This is a genomic window from Thalassospira sp. SN3W (assembly GCF_038070535.1).
GTDB classification, from domain to species: Bacteria; Pseudomonadota; Alphaproteobacteria; order Rhodospirillales; family Thalassospiraceae; genus Thalassospira; species Thalassospira xiamenensis.
The window spans coordinates 153,694-171,121 of record NZ_CP121124.1 but is presented as its reverse complement, the minus strand read 5'-3'; the positions used below and the strand labels follow the sequence as shown (position 1 = coordinate 171,121).

At 56.4% G+C, this 17,428-nt stretch carries 18 protein-coding genes; 7 read left to right on the top strand and 11 right to left on the bottom strand.

The features are described 5' to 3' along the window. Window position 1: 1 nt before the first annotated feature. Genes P8T57_RS00645 through P8T57_RS00630 form a run of 4 tightly spaced genes read right to left on the bottom strand, consistent with a single transcriptional unit; the run spans window position 2 to window position 2,228 of the window. Complete coding sequence (locus P8T57_RS00645; protein WP_007090636.1) at window positions 2-265, bottom strand: phosphopantetheine-binding protein; 264 nt, start codon at window positions 263-265, stop codon at window positions 2-4. Beyond that, a complete protein-coding gene (locus tag P8T57_RS00640; RefSeq protein ID WP_341364272.1) occupies window positions 240-1,067 on the bottom strand; it encodes a lysophospholipid acyltransferase family protein in 828 nt (275 codons plus the stop codon). Before P8T57_RS00640 ends, P8T57_RS00645 begins: the two co-directional genes overlap by 26 nt. After that, window positions 1,060-1,818 carry a beta-ketoacyl synthase chain length factor gene (locus P8T57_RS00635; protein WP_341364271.1) on the bottom strand — a complete coding sequence of 253 codons (759 nt, stop codon included), beginning with the start codon at window positions 1,816-1,818 and terminating at the stop codon, window positions 1,060-1,062. The genes P8T57_RS00640 and P8T57_RS00635 overlap by 8 nt, the downstream gene beginning before the upstream one ends. A gap of 8 nt (window positions 1,819-1,826) precedes the next feature. After that, window positions 1,827-2,228 carry a hypothetical protein gene (locus P8T57_RS00630; RefSeq protein ID WP_341364270.1) on the bottom strand — a complete coding sequence of 134 codons (402 nt, stop codon included), beginning with the start codon at window positions 2,226-2,228 and terminating at the stop codon, window positions 1,827-1,829. A 141-nt stretch (window positions 2,229-2,369) separates the two neighbouring features. Here P8T57_RS00630 and P8T57_RS00625 point away from each other — a divergent pair, with 141 nt between their 5' ends. Together P8T57_RS00625 and P8T57_RS00620 are read left to right on the top strand one after the other, a co-directional pair. Further along, the gene (locus P8T57_RS00625; protein WP_341364269.1) at window positions 2,370-2,906 is read left to right on the top strand and encodes a hypothetical protein; all 537 of its coding nucleotides are present in this window, start codon (window positions 2,370-2,372) and stop codon (window positions 2,904-2,906) included. Between the two features lie 81 nt (window positions 2,907-2,987). Continuing rightward, on the top strand, window positions 2,988-3,728 hold the full coding sequence (locus P8T57_RS00620) for a thioesterase domain-containing protein (protein ID WP_341364268.1): 741 nt from the start codon (window positions 2,988-2,990) through the stop codon (window positions 3,726-3,728). A gap of 4 nt (window positions 3,729-3,732) precedes the next feature. Here the strand turns inward: P8T57_RS00620 and P8T57_RS00615 are convergent, their stop codons facing one another. The 3 genes from P8T57_RS00615 to P8T57_RS00605 all read right to left on the bottom strand — a co-directional run bounded on the left by P8T57_RS00615 (window position 3,733) and on the right by P8T57_RS00605 (window position 8,274). Continuing rightward, window positions 3,733-5,406: a cyclic peptide export ABC transporter gene (locus tag P8T57_RS00615; protein WP_341364267.1), complete on the bottom strand. Its 1,674-nt coding sequence runs from the start codon at window positions 5,404-5,406 to the stop codon at window positions 3,733-3,735. A gap of 2 nt (window positions 5,407-5,408) precedes the next feature. Next, complete coding sequence (locus P8T57_RS00610; protein ID WP_341364266.1) at window positions 5,409-7,058, bottom strand: cyclic peptide export ABC transporter; 1,650 nt, start codon at window positions 7,056-7,058, stop codon at window positions 5,409-5,411. Window positions 7,059-7,191: 133 nt separating this feature from the next. Continuing rightward, the gene (locus tag P8T57_RS00605; RefSeq protein WP_341364265.1) at window positions 7,192-8,274 is read right to left on the bottom strand and encodes a diaminopropionate ammonia-lyase; all 1,083 of its coding nucleotides are present in this window, start codon (window positions 8,272-8,274) and stop codon (window positions 7,192-7,194) included. Window positions 8,275-8,545: 271 nt separating this feature from the next. On the opposite strand from P8T57_RS00605, the gene P8T57_RS00600 reads away from it, so the two are divergent. Further along, entirely contained in the window at window positions 8,546-9,811 is a 1,266-nt protein-coding gene (locus P8T57_RS00600; protein ID WP_341364264.1) for a TAXI family TRAP transporter solute-binding subunit, read from the top strand. A gap of 9 nt (window positions 9,812-9,820) precedes the next feature. On the opposite strand, the gene P8T57_RS00595 is transcribed toward P8T57_RS00600, so the two are convergent. The 4 genes from P8T57_RS00595 to P8T57_RS00580 are packed head-to-tail and all read right to left on the bottom strand — an operon-like array spanning window position 9,821 to window position 14,332. After that, on the bottom strand, window positions 9,821-10,492 hold the full coding sequence (locus P8T57_RS00595; RefSeq protein WP_341364263.1) for a GNAT family N-acetyltransferase: 672 nt from the start codon (window positions 10,490-10,492) through the stop codon (window positions 9,821-9,823). Next, window positions 10,489-11,514 (bottom strand): ABC transporter substrate-binding protein, encoded by a 1,026-nt coding sequence (locus tag P8T57_RS00590; protein ID WP_341364262.1) that lies wholly within the window; start codon window positions 11,512-11,514, stop codon window positions 10,489-10,491. Before P8T57_RS00590 ends, P8T57_RS00595 begins: the two co-directional genes overlap by 4 nt. Beyond that, window positions 11,511-13,541 carry an MFS transporter gene (locus P8T57_RS00585; protein ID WP_341364261.1) on the bottom strand — a complete coding sequence of 677 codons (2,031 nt, stop codon included), beginning with the start codon at window positions 13,539-13,541 and terminating at the stop codon, window positions 11,511-11,513. The genes P8T57_RS00590 and P8T57_RS00585 overlap by 4 nt, the downstream gene beginning before the upstream one ends. Further along, complete coding sequence (locus P8T57_RS00580) at window positions 13,538-14,332, bottom strand: hypothetical protein (protein ID WP_341364260.1); 795 nt, start codon at window positions 14,330-14,332, stop codon at window positions 13,538-13,540. Before P8T57_RS00580 ends, P8T57_RS00585 begins: the two co-directional genes overlap by 4 nt. Before the next feature lie 206 nt (window positions 14,333-14,538). Between P8T57_RS00580 and P8T57_RS00575 the strand changes: the two genes are divergently transcribed. The 4 genes from P8T57_RS00575 (at window position 14,539) to P8T57_RS00560 (ending at window position 17,384) form a co-directional block, all read left to right on the top strand. Beyond that, window positions 14,539-15,045 (top strand): DUF697 domain-containing protein, encoded by a 507-nt coding sequence (locus P8T57_RS00575; protein ID WP_063094787.1) that lies wholly within the window; start codon window positions 14,539-14,541, stop codon window positions 15,043-15,045. Between the two features lie 44 nt (window positions 15,046-15,089). Further along, entirely contained in the window at window positions 15,090-15,287 is a 198-nt protein-coding gene (locus tag P8T57_RS00570) for a hypothetical protein (protein WP_037992693.1), read from the top strand. Between the two features lie 181 nt (window positions 15,288-15,468). After that, window positions 15,469-16,722 (top strand): SPFH domain-containing protein, encoded by a 1,254-nt coding sequence (locus tag P8T57_RS00565; RefSeq protein WP_341364259.1) that lies wholly within the window; start codon window positions 15,469-15,471, stop codon window positions 16,720-16,722. 101 nt (window positions 16,723-16,823) lie between these two features. Continuing rightward, a complete protein-coding gene (locus tag P8T57_RS00560) occupies window positions 16,824-17,384 on the top strand; it encodes a DUF697 domain-containing protein (RefSeq protein ID WP_114094871.1) in 561 nt (186 codons plus the stop codon). Window positions 17,385-17,428 lie beyond the last annotated feature (44 nt).

Below are 17,428 nucleotides of genomic sequence, written 5' to 3'. Positions count from 1 at the left end.
ATTACCCCTCCTTGCCCGATGCCTGAATGAATTTCGCCAGATTGCGCACGGATGCAAAATGGGTTTTCACATCTTCGTTCTTCGCATCAATCCTGACATCGTATTTTTTCTGGATCGCAACGCCAAGTTCAAGGGCATCGATGGAATCAAGGCCGAGCCCATCGACAAATAGGGCTTCTTCGCTGTCGATATCCTCGACACTTATGTCTTCGAGATTAAGCGTCTCGATAATGAAGGCTTTAAGTTCTGTTTCCAGCGAAGTCATGCGTCAGTCTGTCCAGATAATAATCCTTGATGATCCGGGTCAGCAAACGGGCCTGTCTGGCGCGGCTTAATGTCGGATCAGCAATGTCCCCAAATGATAGCGGTGCATCGACCACGAGGCGAAAACGGATTTTCGACGGCGGAATGCGATACCACGGTACCCCCTTTTTCAGGGTATCGTGATTACAGTGCACAACCACAGGAATCAAGTCGACTTGTGTTTCTATCGCGATATTCGCTACCCCGCGTTGCAATTGGCCCAGTTTGCGGCGGCTGGGCGTGCGCGTGCCTTCGGGGAAAATCAGGATACAGGCACCGGTTGCCAGATGATCGCGCGCCTGCGAAATCAGGTTTTCCGGGTCATCATTATTGCGAATGAAACCAGCCGCACGTACCACACCGGCCATGAACGGATTGCGAAACAGTTCGTGTTTGACGACACACTGGCAGCGATCCATCTGGGCCAGGATCATCACGACATCAAGCAATGTCGGGTGATTGGCGATGATCAGCGCCCCACGCGCGGATCGCAGGCGTTCGATATTTTCGGTTTCGGCAACCGCCACACCGGTGACATCAAGCATCCAGGTGAAAAGGCGAAAACCGCGGCAGATGACAAACTGCGCATAGCGGCGGCGTTTGGCGCGGTCGCGCAGGATGATCATCATGGCAGGGAAGATGGTGATGGCCATCAAAAGCCCGCCCAGACCAAAGGCCGAAAAGGCAAAGCCGGTCGCCAGCAGCCGCCAATACCAGTTAAAGCCCTTTGACGACCGTGTCGGCCTGCTGTGTTTATCAGCCATGCGGTTGCATGGCCCAGCCGCCGGATTTCCCCGGCAGGTTCAACCCGGTTTTTGACGAGGTGCCAAGGCAGGCGGCGATGGCGCGTGCCTGGCGGTGTGGCATGGGGGCGGGATCATGATCGGGGATCGGATCGAACCAGAACATTTTGCCGTCCGGTTTCGTTGGCTGGTCAAAGCGGATGGCAAGGGCGGTGCCGGAAATGTCGTCCGGGTCTTCGTCGTGGTAAATGTCGGGCAGCGGCAGATCGACATAGCACAGGATGACGGGGCCATCTTCGCTGGTGAGCTGGCATAATGTTTCGGTCAGGGCCGCGATCAGGCTGTCATTGCCGGCTGAGATTGCGGTGTGGCTTTGGGTGATCGACCAGTTGATCGAGGCAACCCCGACAAGCGCGTTATGCACCGACATGCTGAAATCGGCGGGTGAAAGGGTTTCGTTTGTTGCGACCTGATTGAGGAGTTTCAGCGTGCGGTCAATATTGCCGTGGCGGGAGGCAAAAACGATATGCGGGTTATCGCCATCACGGATGGTATGGCCGAGCACCTCGGCGGCGGCGCGACCATAAAGGTCAAGGCGCCGCCGCCAGGCGGGTTTCAGGCTGCGCGCCAGATTGGCACCGGTCATATCGTCAATCGGGATTGCGGTATGCGGGATTTCGGTATGCCCGGCTGTTCCGGATTTCAGGACCGCGCGATCATCGCGGTCTTCCCAGAAAGCCCAGTGCGAAATTCTGGCGTGCAGCAAACTCATATCCAAACCTAGTTCGCGAGTACGGCCTTTGCCGATACCTCGCGCAAGATATCCTGTCTCAGATTGTTGACCCAGCGATTGTAATTATTATGAATCGAAGTGCCATCATAGTTCAGATTGGTGCTGTCGACATAGGAAATGGAAAATTTGGACTGGTCAAAATCGATTTCAACCTTGGCCAGATGATCGCGCGGGGAATAGGTGGCGATCAGTTCACCTTCGGCCTTGCGTTGAACGATCCATTCACGTTCACCGGCGGCCTTGATGATGCTTTCTTCGATCTGTGCCATGCTGAGTTTTGACGCATCAGCCGGGAAGGGCTGACTGCTGACATTCTGAACCGGGGCGGTGCGGCACGCGGCAACAACAAGTGCCAGCAAACCGACGACTGCAAATTTCAAACTGCGCATATCCAACCTGCCTTTTATTGATATTATCCGATTGATCCGGTTGATCGGATCAATTATCGCGTTTTTTATTGCCCGAGCCGGGCAGATGCCCCTGATTTAATGAACCTGTCGCCAACAAAACAACCAAAACTTGCCAGATACATGAAAAAAAACGCAATCATCGATGTCAAGACCACGTTTGGGGGCAACGTTTTATGGTGCTGGCAGCGGATCGATGACCTGAAGGGGGATCGCGCGGAAAAACGCCGCCAAAGTTCGGCCCGCGCGTGGCAGATGCTGGGCGATCTTGGACATTATATCTCGCTGGATATCGACGGGGATGGGACATATGAAACCGTGCGGCAAAGTTCCGGCCGGCCCGGCCTGATCATTGATGGTGTGATCCATTGTGCGAGTATAAGCCACAGCCGCGACCTTGTGGCGGTGGCGATTGCCAAAGACCCGGATGCCATGATCGGCATCGATATCGAATATCGCGACCCGAGCCGTGATATCGACGCCCTGTCACGCTGGCTGTTTGACGGGGATGCGATGGGGCGGGATTTTTATCAGGGCTGGTGCGATTACGAGGCGGCATTCAAGGCAACGGGCGAAACCGACCCATTGGCACAGGCACGCGCCACATTGATCGCGATTGACACCATTGATGGATTTTCCGGGGCGCTGGCGCGGGTTTGATGAGGCCGGATTTTAGCCGCTTGAATTTGCGCGATAATATTGCGACAGGTAAAGCTGTCGGCAATTGGGGCGGAAAGAAACATGACGCAAAATGTCTGGGTCGGTCAGAATATCACGGCGGGTGCCCGGTTGCGGCTGTTCTGTTTTCCGTTTGCCGGGGGTGGTGCGTTGGCCTATCGGCCGTGGCTGACACAATTCCCCGATGACATTGATGTGGTGCCGGTCAATCTGCCGGGGCGTGAGCAGCGGTTTGGTGATCCGGTGATTGATGATCTTTCGGCGATGGTTGCGGCGGTGGCCGATGGGTTAAAGCCGGTTATGGATCGGCCATTTGCGTTTTTCGGTTATTCGATGGGGGCGCTGATTTCCCATCATCTGGCCTGTCATCTGCAACAGGCGGGGATGGCTGTGCCGGTTCATCTGTTTGTTGCCGCAAGGCGGGGGCCGAATGTGGCCGGGCAGCGGGCGCCGTTGCATCATCTGTCATCGGATGAGTTCTGGCGGGGGATTGCCAATTATGGCGGGACACCCACCGAAATTCTGGAAAATGCGGAATATCGCGCCCTGTTTGAGCCCAGCCTTCGGGCGGATTTCAGATTGTCGGAAACCGCGGTTTCGACCGGATTGCCCAAACTGTCCTGCCCGATTACCGCCTTTGGCGGGGCGGATGATCCGAACCCGGTGCCGGATGAACTGGATGACTGGGCGGCGGCGACCACGGGTGATTTTGCCAAGCATGTTTTGCCCGGCGGGCATTTTTTCCTGCGCGATGGCGGGGACGACATCTTGCGCGTGGTCCGGGACGCGCTGATGGTGGCGTAACAGATCAGGCGGAGGTGGTTTGACGCCCGTCGACAAATTCGCCGTCGCGGACGTGATAGATCGTATCGGCCGCGTCAAACCAGCGGTCATCATGGGTCACACAGATGATGATCTTGCCCTGCTTGCGTAAGGATGGCAGGATTTTTTCATAGAAGACCGAGCGGAAATGCGGGTCCTGATCGGCGGCCCATTCATCAAGGACAAGAACAGGCTTTTCTTCAAGCAGGGCCGCGATCAGGGCAAGGCGTTTGCGTTGCCCCTGTGACAGTGACGTCGTTGAAAAGGCGTTGTCATCAATTTCGACCTTGTCATCGATTTCCATCTGTTTGAGCAGCGTTTCAACCCGTTTCGGGTCGATATCATCAATGCCGTAAAGTTCGCGAAACAGATGATAGTCCGAAAGGACAGTCGCGAAATGATCGCGATAAAGCTGCAGGGCGTCGGTCGGGAGCGGGCAATCATTGACCATGATCGAACCGCCTGCCGCCGGGCGAAGGCCGGTCAGAACGGCGATGATGGTTGATTTGCCAGCCCCGTTGCCGCCGGTGATAAAGGTGATTTCGCCCTTTTTGAAGGTGGCATTGATCGGACCGACGGCAAAGCCGGGGCTATCCGTCGTGCCGGGATAGGCGAAACGAACGTCGCGCAGGCTGATTTCGGCGATATTGCCAAGTGCACCGCGCAATTTATCAAGGGTTTCGGGCGATGAGGTGCCGTTTGTGGCCTCGTTCGCATGTTGGGCGTCAAGGGCGTCTTCGAGCTGGTGATCGATATCGTTGATCTTGCGGAGCGCCACATCGGAATCGGTGAAGCTGGGGACAGAGGCAACCACAGCCCCGATCGGGCCGATCATGAACAGGGCCGCGGTCGTGGTTTGCACGGCAACGTCGTGATAATCCGATGTGAAGATCGGAACGATGAATACCATTGCCGCCATCATCCCGTAGAAGGCCAGCTGGATCAGGGCGAATTCGCGCGACCATTGGGCCTTGACCACGGATTTGGTGTCGCGTGCCCGGATGGAGCGGTCATTGAGTGCGCCGAGCAGCGCATCGCGACGCCGACTGTTCATTTTGACTTCCTTGAAGCCATGCAACAGATCGGTCAGGCCGCCAAAAAGCAGGTTTTCATCGTCAATCGCGTCACGGGTGGCGGCGTTGATTTTGCGCATGCGTTGCAGATGGATGGTTGAAACCACAACGGCCAGAACGGAAATCATCACGAAGGCGAAGGTCGACAGCCATGCGAGATAGGCCGCGACACAGATGATCAGGACCACCTGCTGCACACCATTCAGCATCAGGGGCAGGGCGGCCGATACGGTTTGCATTTCCTGGGTGAGGGCGGTTTGAACCGCACCCTGTCCGACCTTGGCCAGCGTATCGGGGGCGGCTTTTCGCACGCGATCAAACAGGCTGAGGCGGAGTTGATGGAGGATGTGTTCTACCTCGGCGGCGATCATGTCGCTGGATTTTTTCTGGGCCCAGATATAGCCGATCAGCGACAGAGCCATCATGCCGAGATAGCGCATGCTGGCCACACCGTCTTCGGCCTGTTCGGCGGCCAGATTGACGATGATCAGCACCATGGTGGTGGCAATCGATGCCAGCGACAGCAGGCCCACGGCATGGCGCAGATCGATGCGGGTTCGGGATCGCAGAAGATCAATAAGCAGCATGATCAGATCCTTCCACGCGGGTCGTTGCGGTCAAGTTCGAGCAGGGTGCCGGCTTCGAGATGCAGGCGGCGGTCGGCGGCATCGAAATAATGGTCGTCATGGGTGACGGCGATGATGGTTATGCCGCGTGCTTTGATCTGTGGCAGGATTTCGTAATAGAATTTTTTACGGAAATAGGGGTCCTGATCAGCGGCCCATTCATCAAGAACAAGGATCGGGCGATGTTCGAGAATGGCGGTGATCAGGCCAAGACGTTTGCGTTGCCCGGCAGACAGGGCGATGGAAACAAATTTGCCGTCGCGAATACCCGTCACATGGGACAGTTCAAACAGGTTGAGCCAGTAATCTGCTTCGTCGGGATCAATTTCGGCCGATCCGTGCAGTTCGGAAAACAGGTGGAAATCGGAAAACACGGTGGCGATTTTATCGCGGAAGGACGCGATATTTTGCGCGCCAAGCTGGATATCGTCAAACCGGATGGTACCCGATACCGGGCGATAAAGGGCTGTCAGAAGCTTGATCAGGGTGGATTTGCCCGCCCCGTTGCCGCCGGTGATGAAAATCAGTTCGCCCTTTTTTACCGAAAGGCTGATCGGGCCAAGAACAAAGCCGTGGCGCGGGTCGCGGTTGGGATAGGTAAAGCAGACATCATCAAACGCGATGTTTGAAAATGTATCGGGCAGCTTTGTGCCGTTTTCGTCAATCGGTTCGGCAATTTCGTCCAGATCCTGTGACAGGGTTACCATGCGCGCGGCGGCCTGTTCGGCCGCCCCCAGAACCGCCATTGCCTGCACCACGGTGCTGATCGGGCCGATCATGAACAGGACGGCGGTGCTTACCTTGGAAACCGTGGAGCCGAAATTATCGGTATAGACCGGCACGATAAAGACGATCACCGCAAGCAGGACATAAAAGGCGGTCATGCCCATGATCATCTGACGGAACATCAGGCTGTGGGTTTCCGCCGTGATCTGTTCCTTTTGCAGTGAATTTGCCGAAAAGGCATTGAAAAGGGTGCTGCTGCGCGATGACCACATGCGAACTTCGCGGATGCCCGAAAACAGATCGGCGACCTTGCCAAACAGGCTGGTTTCGGCGAGATGGAGTTTGCCAAACCACATGCCGAGCTGTTTGCCCATCTGCAGGTAAATGACAATCCCGGCCCCGATCACCATCACGATCAGGAAAAAGGCCAGCGTGGACAGCCAGAAAACATAGATCATCACCGCAACGACCAGCAGAAGGGATCGGAACGACATGCCGATCATGTGCGAGTTTTGCGAAATGACCTGAGTGCTTTGGGTGATGCTGTCAAACAGGCGGGCCTGACCGAAGGTTTCAAGCCGGGCAAAGTCGGCATGGGCGATCTGACCCAGCAGTTTTCGCCGGACCTTGTCGATGCCCTGTTCGATCTGGGTCGAGATATTGGCAAGAAGGAAAACCTCGGCCAGGAAATAGACCACGGCAAGGGCGATGAAGCCGCCGGCCAGAAGCCAGTCGACCTGATCGACACCGTTATCGGCGATGCCTTCGGCGGCGGTATTGACCAGCCCCAGCAGGACCGCACTGCCCGCACCTGATAGCGCACCGGCAAAGGCAAGCCGGGCCATCAGTCTGTTATCCCCCCAAGACAACAGTTCGAGCAATTTCATCTGTTTGCAGTCCCCATAGAACCCGACGTGGGCATTTGTACGGTCTGGCGCGACTGTACCGATGCCCGGCAGGGCTGTCCAGTCGCTGTCCAGTTGGTGGCATAACGGAAAGCCTTTTTCGCGTCGAAAGAATTCAGATATTTGCGCGGTATGGCAATGGAATGGGGCCTTCGCTGTTGATCACGAGCACGTTGCTTTGGGCATTCAGGCCAAAACGGGCGCGAAGGTCGTGGTTTTTGGCGACATGCCAAAGCCCGGCGATGCCTGCGATGCCGGTATCCCATGTTTCAAGCGGGGCGTCGCCATTGATCCCGGCGGAAAGCGTGTTTTGGACCAGAAGCGCCACGTCATCATCAATCGCGATGCTGTGGGTGGATACTTCGCGCAGGATTTCAAACGCCGGGAGACTCGGTTTGCCACAGGACAGTCCGATCATGCGGGTCAGGAGCTTGCCCGGAACCGATGTCAGTTCGCTGGTTGCAAGGCTTGCCTGAAGGCAGGCGGCGTTTGTTGCCTCCACCGTGCAGACATTCGGTTTTTGACCGCTTTCATGCCAGAGCCCGATGGCGCAACCCGCTGCCATGCCGCCAACCCCGCATTGCAGGAAAACATGATCGGGGGTGATGTTTTCAGCCCGAAGCTGGCGGGCGCATTCGATGCCGAGAACCGCATAACCCGCCATGATATCGCGGGTAACGTCGAGTTCATGGCCATAATCGGTATCGGTGATCAGAAGCACGTCGGGCGATTGTGCGGCATTTTCGGCGGCAAGGACCGCATCGTCATAGGTGCCATCCACCCGGACGATTTCAGCCCCGTTATCGGTGATGCGGGCAATGCGGGCCTGATCGACCTCGGTTCCGACATAGACCCGCGCATGACAGCCGAATTTTTGGGCCGCCCATGCCACGGCAAGGCCGTGATTGCCATCGGTTGCGGCAACGGCGGTATAGCCCGCGCACTGCGGGCTTCCGGGGATGAGGCCGCGTTTTAAAAGCTGCTGTTTCAGGCCATAGGGGGCACCAAGTGCCTTGACCCCGCCCAGACCGAACCGTTTGCTTTCATCCTTGATCCAGACAGTGCCAAGACCGAGTTCGCGGGCAAGACCGGTGGCGCGGATCAGGGGGCTTTGGCGGTATTCCGGCCAGGAGGATATCAGGTCGAACGCCTGATAAATATCGTTGCGCCCGGGATCAAGGGCGATGATGGACGTCATCGTCTTCTCCGAAATCTGGCCGTGGTCCGGTTTTCTGTTATATGGTCTTCTGGTTTATGAGGGGCGTATGATGTTGCGTCAAACACAATCTGAATATCGACGATCGGTGAGGATCGTGGTGAAGACGATTGTGTTAAATCGCTGAGAATAAGGGTATTAATTCATCTTCGCTCTCGACGGGCTTCCGGGCGATCCTTTAGGATGGCCGTTGGGATGCGAGGATTGGTTCATCACAAACGATGAGTGGACGGTTTTGCGTTTTGAGATCGGCATGAGAATGATTGCGACCGGTATGCTGGCAGTTCTGCTGTCGGCGGGGGCGGCGGGTGCGTATGCGCAGCAAAGTGGCACCGTTGCCGAGGATGCAAGTGCCGATATGTCGCCGGTTGACGTCCTGCCTGATATCGATGTCGACACATATGACGATGCGATCATCGACCCGGCAAAATCCAACCCGGACCTGATTGATGGCCTGATTTACAAGCCCGATGCCATTCCGTTGTCACAATATCGTCGCCGGACAACCGACCCGGAAAGTCTGGCGGCGTTGAGCAACACCGATGTGATTGCCGGTGATGGCCAGACCGAACGATCCTATTACGCGGCGATTTACAGCGGCAGCACGAGTGGCGTGTATTTCAAGGTTGCAGCCCAGATTTGCGAGATGATGAGCCGTACCTTTGAGCGCCATCGCGTGCATTGCGTGCCGTTGCGATCCCAGGGTGTCGGCAGCAATATCCGCCTGATGAAGGAAGGACGGGTGCAGCTTGCCATCGTGCAGTCGAACAATAACTGGGAAGCGCAGAAGGGCATTGCGCCGATCCCCGGTGCGCGGTCGGTGATGTCGCTGCATGATGAAATGGGGTTGCTGGTGGTGCGCAATGATTCCGGCATTGAATCGATTGGCGATCTGCGCGGCAAACGGATCAATATCGGGCCGGAAGGGTCGGCATCGCGGGAATTGTGGCTTGAGCTTCTGTCGCGGTACGATATCACGCTTGAGGATCTTGATACCGTTTACAATGTTGCGCAGGATTATAACGAACTTGGCATCTGCGAGAATTATATCGATGCGTTCGGTCTGTGGATCGGGCATCCGGCGACGCTGATTGAAGATACGCTTGGCTGCGGGGCGCGGGTTGTCGGCATGGGCGGCCCCTTGACCGATGAGATGGTGCGGGCAAACCAGTATTTCTTTAATCAGGTTTTGCCAGCAAAGACATATAGTGCGCAGGAAGAAGCGATTGCATCCTATGGGTTCAAGGCATCCCTTATCGCCTATGAACCGGCCGATCCGTATGTGGTGTACTGGATCACGCGGATCGTTCATGAAAATATCGACCGGATGAAGGAAATGTATCCGACATTCCGAAGCGTGGTTGCAGACGATATGTATGAAAAGGGCAATTTCCTGCCGTTCCATAAGGGGGCGGCATGTTATTGGGAAACCGATGCGCATGCCTGCGACTGGCAACCCTATTATCAGCAGGCCGACCCGAAAGGGCCGAGCAAATGGAATTACAGTTATCAGCAATAAGCCGCGTTATTAAGCGGGTATGGCCGGAACCCAGCCGATGCGCGGCGCCGTGCCATGGGGTGATGATTGGCAAAACAGGCCGATCAACCCGTTATCGAGCAATTTCCGGCAGGTCGCAAGATCGTCACTGGCGCACCAGATTGCGCTATCGGGTGCGGATGGGAATTTTGCATCCTGATCGGGGTCGATATCCCGGCGCAGCAGAAAACGGTTCCCGCCAAATTTCGCGATCAATCCATGAATGGCAAGGCCGGTTGAGACCGTGCTGATCAGGCTTGGGAAATTGGTTGGGGCGACGGTGCTGAGTGCGATGGTGCGCCCGCATTTCCGGGCGATTTCGATGCGGTGTTCGACCATCCGGCGTTGCCACCCCTGTCCGCGCCATTGCGGATCAACCGCGACCCCGTCGATATGGGCGACCTTGCCCAGCTGATCGGGGGGAAGGTGATGGTCGGTGCCGAAATTCGGATCGGTTTCGCGCGGTAATCCCAGCACGCAATAGGCCATCAGACGGTCCCCGTCAAAGGCCCCAAAAATCTGCCCGCAGGCATCCAGATGATCGGCAAAGAACTGATCGGTTTCGCTGGCGGCATTGCCCGGCGGCAGGTCCGCAATTACCCTGTGATGCAGGGTGATGATAGCCGGAAGATGGGATGGACCAAGCCGGGTCAGTTGGGTCATTCGATGACCTCCGCGTAATCCAGCAGCGACAGCGGCGGATAGAGTTTCAGTTTGCGCGCCGATGACAGCCGGATCAGATAGGAAAACCGGTCAAGCGTTTCGACCGGGATATCGGCGGGTGATATGCCACCGATCAGAATTTGTTCGACCTTGCTGGCGGCGAGACGGCCGACAAGTTCATAGCGGCTGACAAGGCCCAGCATGGCGTGACCGTCGCGGACTTCAAGTTCGGTCGCGCTAAAGGCGGCAAGCCCGTTGGCAAAACCGGCATCGGTCAGGGTATCGCGATAATTGCCGATGAAGTTATCCGGCCCGATATACAGGATATCGGCCCCCTTGCGGGCCAGTTCGGCAACGGCGGGGGCGATGTCATTGGCGGATGGTTCGCCGTCAGTGCCAAGGGGGGCGGCCAGAACGTCAAACCCCATTTCGCGGCCCAGTTCGGTCAGATCGGCGACGTTGGAAACGGAATTGTCTTCGCGGCTGTTATAGACCACGCCGAGTTTATCCATCGGGCGATAGGCGCGGATGGCATTGATCTGGGCGGCAAGCGGGGCGATGTGGGTTGCCCCGGTGACATTGGGGCGGCTTTGGCCCGCAGGCGCGGCAATACCGGTTTTCCAAGGCGATGAAACCATCACATAGACCACCGGAAGATCGGTGATGTTTTTCGCCGGATCGACGGCATCATATTTGCCGACGACAGAAGATGTGATCCCGGTGCCCCATGTGTAAACCAGATCGGGCGGGTCTTTGCGGATCTGATCGATGATGGCGGGCACGCGCGACAGATCACGCGCAACGTCATGAATGGTCAGATCGACGGGGATGTTGTTTTCGTCGAAATAGGCGCGAAATCCCTGTTCGACATTGGTTTCACCCCGCCAAAGGATCATGGCGATTTTAAGCGGGGCCTTTGATGATTGCGCATATGCCGTTGGCAATAACGTCGCGCTGAGTGCGACGATCAAGACCGCAAGAATGCCAAGCAGACGAAAAGCCGGAGGACGGGGGAATGTCATTTCGTCCCTCCTTGTGCTTTTTGTTCGCTTTTTTGTTCGCCCTTTTGTTCTGGCGGCACATGACCGATCAGAAGTTCAAAGCACAGAACCGAAACGGCGGCAAAGACCCCGAAAATCAGGACGGCCTGCGTTGTTCCGACCAGAAGGGTCAGACCGGCGGCCAGCAACGGACCGGCCGCCCCGCCCAGACGTTCTGCCAGACGCAGGACCGCAAGGACCGGGCCGGTGCCGTGATCCTTGGTGAAATCCTTGCTGAGTTTCAGGCTGGCGGAAAGCTGTGCCGGGATTGAGGTTGCCTGTGCGAGGCCTAGCAAGGCGACGGCAACTGCAAACAGGGCATATTCGGGAAGCCAGCCCGCCAGCAACAGTCCGGCGGCGGTCAAACCACCGCCAATGCCGACCGCGCGGGTTTCGTTCTGGCTTTTGTCGGTCCATTTTGCCGCCGCCCAGCCGGTCAGGATGGCGACCAGCCCGTAAAGCATGATCACCCGCCCGGTTTCAGCCGTGGTCGCACCCGATTGCAGCAAGATCATCGGGGTCAGGTAATATAAAAAGCCGCTAAGGATCAGTTTGGCGGGGATGGCGGCAAACAGGATCAGCACCTGCAAACGGCGATTGCCGAGCATGGCACGAAGGGCGGCCCTGGTCGGGACCGGCGGTGGGGTTTTGCCACGCACCATATTATCCATCAGGAAGAAGGCCAGAAGGACGGCAAGAAACGCAATGGTCGCACCGGCGATAAAGGTCATGTCCGGGCCGAAATGGCCAGCGACAATCCCGCCGATGGCCGGGCCGCAGATATCAGCCAGCATGATGCCGCTGACCATCATGGCGGTTCCCTGTGTGCGGTTGCTGTCATTGGTGGCATCAAGGACATAGGATTGACAGGCGACAAAGGTGGTGGCGTAACCGATCCCCGATAATGCGCGCCACAGGACAAGATCCCAGATGCCAACGGCAAAGGCGGTACCGATCAGACCAAGTGTCGCCAGAAACGCACCACACAGATACATGCGCAGTGACCCGACCTGTTCTTGAAACAGGCTGCAGATTGGCATGGCAAGGGCAACCATCAGAAGATGCACCGCCATGACCACACCTGCGCCAAGCTGCCCGTCGATGCTATGGGATGTCACCTGGCTAAAGAAGGCAGGCATGATCGGACGGGCCAGTTCTTCGGCCAGGACAAACATGAAGGCCAGCATGCGAACCCCGATCAGCTTTACCTCCCGTTCGCGTTGGGGATGTGTGCCGACCTTTTTGGCGGTGGTGTTGATCAGGGAATTGATGCGTTCCATGAACTGGCCGATTTCGTCATGGGTGCTTTGGCCATGCAGCAGGGTGAATTTGCGGTCGCGCACATTGCCCAGAACCTTGCGCGCAACCCTTACTGGCAGGGCGACATTGACGGTTAACACCAGCAACATCAGTTCAAATGACAGGGCGAGGGTTATGATGAAAATGATCGCAATGTCATAAAGGTTATCAGTAACCGGGCGCATCAGGGCGGCACGGGCATGACCAAGGACCACCTCGATATCGTCGCGCCCCTCGGCGCGGAGCAGGTTGAGGCGGGTCACGATATAGGCGGTATCGTTGCCCGACGGGGCCGTTAGGGCGGTGGCGATTTCATCCGATGGCAGGCCGCCCGCATGCAGGATGTCGCCCCCCATGTCGGTGATGGCGGCAAAAACCAGATCGGGGTCGCCATCGCGAAGCTGATAGACGACGGCTTCAAAGCCGACAATCTCGCGGAGCGGAATGCCGAGCCGCAGGGCATTTTCGATTTTTTCGCCAAGAACCCGGGCTTCGATTTCGGCCTTTTCGCGGATTTCGGTTTGCAGATCAGCACGCGCCAGTTCGGCGGCCCGCCAAGAAATCCCGACCAAGGCAATGCAAAGCGAGATCGTGCTGAACAGCAGCAGAATCCAGATCGTGCCCTTGGGGAAAAGGCGGCTTCGGATATTGCCGCCATGAGGGGATGCAGGGGTATCGGGTTTGGTTTTCGGATTGGCAGAGGGGGTCATTTCAGGGGCTCCGCCGGGGTTTTCGATGTGTGTTCGGTGCCGTCATTTTGCGTATCGTGGGGCAACTGATCGCGGATTTCGCGGTAAAGGGAAATCAGTTCGATTTCGCTTTGGGTCAGGACATCGCCATCATGGGGGCGGGTATTGGGGGCCTTGCCCGCAACAGCGCGCGCCAGATCTTCGTGCAGTTCTTCGAAAACGCGATGGCGACGGCGCATCAGAATGAACAGGACGCCAAGGATGGGCACAATCATGCCCATGCCGAAGGCCGCCGATTTCCACATTTCAGAGAAGGCATTGGCAAGTTTGGCTTCGGAGGCCTGCGAGTTTGCGGTGATGACGACCAGACCCGCGCATTGGCCAAGGCTGTCGCGCAGGACCTGTCCGGCGGTGGCGATCCCCGGTGTGAAATCGATCCAATGATCACGTGTCTGTTGCGATATTGCCGCGCCAGAGAGTGCCTGATCATTGGGGGGGCTGTCTGGGGACCGGGTGGCGTTGCTGATTGGGGTGCCGTTGCAGTCCAGAACGGCGACATTGCGGATATCGTTGGCCATATCCAGACGCCGGTTCAGGACCGATTGAAGGTTTTCCATGTTTTCCAGCCGCAAGCCCAGATCGATCCCGGCAAGGACATCCTGACTGGTTTCATTGAGGATCACGGTCATGCGCTGGGCCAGAAGAGTGTGCAGGGTCTGGTCGAATCGCAGATAATTCAGGACCGTGGTCATGCTCAGTGCGCTTGCAAGCACAAGTAAAAGGGCCAGCCCGATCTTGGTAGACAGCTTCAAAACGTGTCTCCGGCGAGATATATTTTCAAAATATTTTCAAAACATGATCCTGTTAAGCCGGTTATATCCTCAGAAAGCGGCTTTCACAAACCATATGGTTGATTGCATCGGGGTTGGGGTCAAGGCTGTATAAAACCTTGATTCGGTTTGCAGTGCTGATAGTTAGCGATTATGATTTGGCGCGGGACAATAAACCGGGGGACGTTATGGGGGCTGAAACGCTTGAAGTGCTGAAACGGCGCAAACAGCACCGGATTGCAAGTGGTGTTGTGCAACGCAATGCCCTTTGGGCGGCGGGAACCGGTTTTGTTCCGATTCCTGTTCTCGATTCTGCGGCGACGGTTGCCGTGCAGCTTAAAATGCTGGCGGAACTGAGCGATGTTTACGGTGTTGCGTTCAATAAAAGCAGTGGCAAATCCGTGATTGCGGCCTTAACCGCGTGCATTACCAGCGGCGTTTTGGGGCGGGCTCTTTTGGGGACGGGGATATTTTCCAATATTGCCAAGGTGATGCCGGTTGTCGGATCGACGCTGAGCATCGTGACCATGCCGGGTTTCAATGCGGCATTTACCTATGCGCTTGGTCGGGTTTTTCAGCAGCATTACGCCGCCGGCGGGACGATGGCGGATTTTGACGCCCAAAAGGCAGAGGCCGATTTTCGCCGGAAATTCAAGGAAGGCCTGAAATTCGATCAGGACGAGAAAACGGCGTGAAGAACGCGTAATCGCGCAATAACAGGAATTCGGGTGGCGAAACGATGCATTTGATTTTGATTGTAATTTATCTGTTGGCCTGCATTGTTTGCGGCATGCTTGGCCGCCGGACATCGTTCGGATTTCTGGGGCATTTCCTGCTGGCGATTGTGATCACCCCGATTGGTGATTTTCTGGTTCAGATTGTTGCGCGCCCGTCGCGGGAGCTTCGTGAAAAGCTTAAAGACCTTGATTATGAATAAGATGATGACTGACGGGCGATCAGCATGCGTCACGATAAATCCGACGACGAGATGATGAATGGTTGATAGCGCGACAGTCGCACCCGGTGCACCAGACCAAAACGCAACCGCCCGCAAAAGAGGGCGGTGGTCGATCTTTTGGCTGCGCTTTTTCATTAGCGCGGGGGAACGCCTGCGGCGGTTGCGCACGACATTTCTGATCGGGATTCTGTTCCTGCTGATCGCGATTTTCGCGTTGGCACCGCAGATTTTCATTACCGTGCCTGCCGGGCATGTGGCGGTGATGTGGTACCGGTTCTTTGGCGGGACGGTGGTTGACAAAAGCTATGGGGAGGGCATTCACATGATCTTCCCGTGGGATGAAATGTATATCTATGACGCGCGTCTGCAAAATCAGGCGAGGGTTTATGACACCATTTCATCGAACGGCCTGTCGATGGAAGTCGACATTGCGGTGCGGTATCGGATCAATCGCGAAGCGGTCGGGATGCTGCACAAGCTTGTCGGGCCGAATTATGCGGAAATCCTTGTGTATCCGGAAATCGGATCGCATGCGCGTGAACTGATTTCGCGTTACACGCCTGAACAGCTTTATACCGAAACCCGTGCCTTCATTCAGGCCGAAATCCTTGAACGGATGGTCAACGAGCTTGGATCATCACTGGTCAATCAGAGTTTTCAGGGGCGGCTGGTGACGGTTGAAGACGTTCTGATCCGTTCCGTGATCCTGCCCGAACGCGTTGCGGATGCGATTGAACGCAAGGCTGAACAATATCAGGCCATGCTGGAATATGATTTCCGTCTGGCGCGCGAGGAAAAGGAAAAGGAACGCAAGAAGATCGAGGCGGAAGGTATTCGGGAATTCCAGGATATCGTCGCCAAAACGATTACCGAGGAATATCTTCGCCTGCGCGGTATCGAAGCCACCATGACGCTTGCGACATCGAAAAACAGCAAGACGATCATCATTGGTGGCAAAGATGGCCTGCCCGTGATCCTCAATACCGCAGATTCGCCGACGGCCAGCACCCCGGATTCAGATTCGGGGGCGGAGCTTGTGAACGATACGGCGGAAAGCCTGCCGAATTCCGGGGCGCTTAATGCGCGGTCGCAGGAAGTCGCGCCGCAAAATGCCATTTCGCCGGGCGTTCGCGAACCGGCGGGCGATCCGGTGAGTAAACGCCAGCGGCCCGGTGCGGTGAATTCGAACACGCCGGTAACACCGTCGATGAAGCCGACAACCCCGACAGCGGCGGCGTCGGAGGATGTTTCAACAGCAGGTAAAACCGCCGGCGATGTCCTGAAATCGATTGCCCCGCTGTTTGATCCGTCCAGTGGTGACGGGGGTGGTGTTGTCAAACAGAGCGACATGGAACCTGCCGCGACACGTGAGAGTGCAGGGCAGCCTGAAATTTCAAAAACCGGTAGCAAATAAAGGGTGTTGCACGTTGCTACTTCAGGTTAGTTCAGGTAAAGTTGAAGAATAGATTTTGCGTGCAGACCATCAACTTACAGGTACAAATTCAAGAGGCGATAATGAGCGAAGCAGAAACCATCGAAGAGACTGAAGAACTGGCCGTCGCGAAGGCGGATGAAATTCGTGCCCAGTCCCGTGACTGCATCCATCGTCATAGCGTTTATGCTGCGGTTGGTGGTCTTGTCCCGATCCCGTTCCTTGAAATGGCCACCAGCAGCACGATCCAGGTGCGGATGCTTGCAAAGCTTTGCGACATCTACGGTGTTCCGTTCTCTGAGAACGCGATCAAGAGTTCGATTTCGACCCTGGTTGCAACGGTCCTGCCGATGACCGGTGTCGGTTATGCAACGGCGGCACTGGTTCGCAAGGTTCCGGTTGTTGGCACGATCTTTGGCGTTGTCGCAATGCCGACCTTTGCCGGTGCCTGCACCTATGCGCTGGGGCGTGTTTTTGCCTGGCACTTTGCCAAGGGCGGAACGGTTGATGATTTCGATGCCGATGAAATGAAGGGTCGTTTCAAGGACGAATTCGAAGACGGCAAACGCAAGGCGTCCGAATTTGTCAAAGGCGGCAAAACCACGGCCAAACCGGCAGCGGGTGCAACGACCGCCAAAGCCTGATTGATCGTCGGGTTTTCAGACCATATTTCGAGAATGCCCAAAGC

Bases quoted from the DNA above. Each gene is read 5' to 3' on its own strand.
- P8T57_RS00645 (WP_007090636.1), bottom strand. From the start codon at position 265: ATGACTTCGCTGGAAACAGAACTTAAAGCCTTCATTATCGAGACGCTT.
- P8T57_RS00640 (WP_341364272.1), bottom strand. From the start codon at position 1,067: ATGGCTGATAAACACAGCAGGCCGACACGGTCGTCAAAGGGCTTTAAC.
- P8T57_RS00635 (WP_341364271.1), bottom strand. From the start codon at position 1,818: ATGAGTTTGCTGCACGCCAGAATTTCGCACTGGGCTTTCTGGGAAGAC.
- P8T57_RS00630 (WP_341364270.1), bottom strand. From the start codon at position 2,228: ATGCGCAGTTTGAAATTTGCAGTCGTCGGTTTGCTGGCACTTGTTGTT.
- P8T57_RS00625 (WP_341364269.1), top strand. From the start codon at position 2,370: ATGAAAAAAAACGCAATCATCGATGTCAAGACCACGTTTGGGGGCAAC.
- P8T57_RS00620 (WP_341364268.1), top strand. From the start codon at position 2,988: ATGACGCAAAATGTCTGGGTCGGTCAGAATATCACGGCGGGTGCCCGG.
- P8T57_RS00615 (WP_341364267.1), bottom strand. From the start codon at position 5,406: ATGCTGCTTATTGATCTTCTGCGATCCCGAACCCGCATCGATCTGCGC.
- P8T57_RS00610 (WP_341364266.1), bottom strand. From the start codon at position 7,058: ATGAAATTGCTCGAACTGTTGTCTTGGGGGGATAACAGACTGATGGCC.
- P8T57_RS00605 (WP_341364265.1), bottom strand. From the start codon at position 8,274: ATGACGTCCATCATCGCCCTTGATCCCGGGCGCAACGATATTTATCAG.
- P8T57_RS00600 (WP_341364264.1), top strand. From the start codon at position 8,546: ATGAGAATGATTGCGACCGGTATGCTGGCAGTTCTGCTGTCGGCGGGG.
- P8T57_RS00595 (WP_341364263.1), bottom strand. From the start codon at position 10,492: ATGACCCAACTGACCCGGCTTGGTCCATCCCATCTTCCGGCTATCATC.
- P8T57_RS00590 (WP_341364262.1), bottom strand. From the start codon at position 11,514: ATGACATTCCCCCGTCCTCCGGCTTTTCGTCTGCTTGGCATTCTTGCG.
- P8T57_RS00585 (WP_341364261.1), bottom strand. From the start codon at position 13,541: ATGACCCCCTCTGCCAATCCGAAAACCAAACCCGATACCCCTGCATCC.
- P8T57_RS00575 (WP_063094787.1), top strand. From the start codon at position 14,539: ATGGGGGCTGAAACGCTTGAAGTGCTGAAACGGCGCAAACAGCACCGG.
- P8T57_RS00570 (WP_037992693.1), top strand. From the start codon at position 15,090: ATGCATTTGATTTTGATTGTAATTTATCTGTTGGCCTGCATTGTTTGC.
- P8T57_RS00560 (WP_114094871.1), top strand. From the start codon at position 16,824: ATGAGCGAAGCAGAAACCATCGAAGAGACTGAAGAACTGGCCGTCGCG.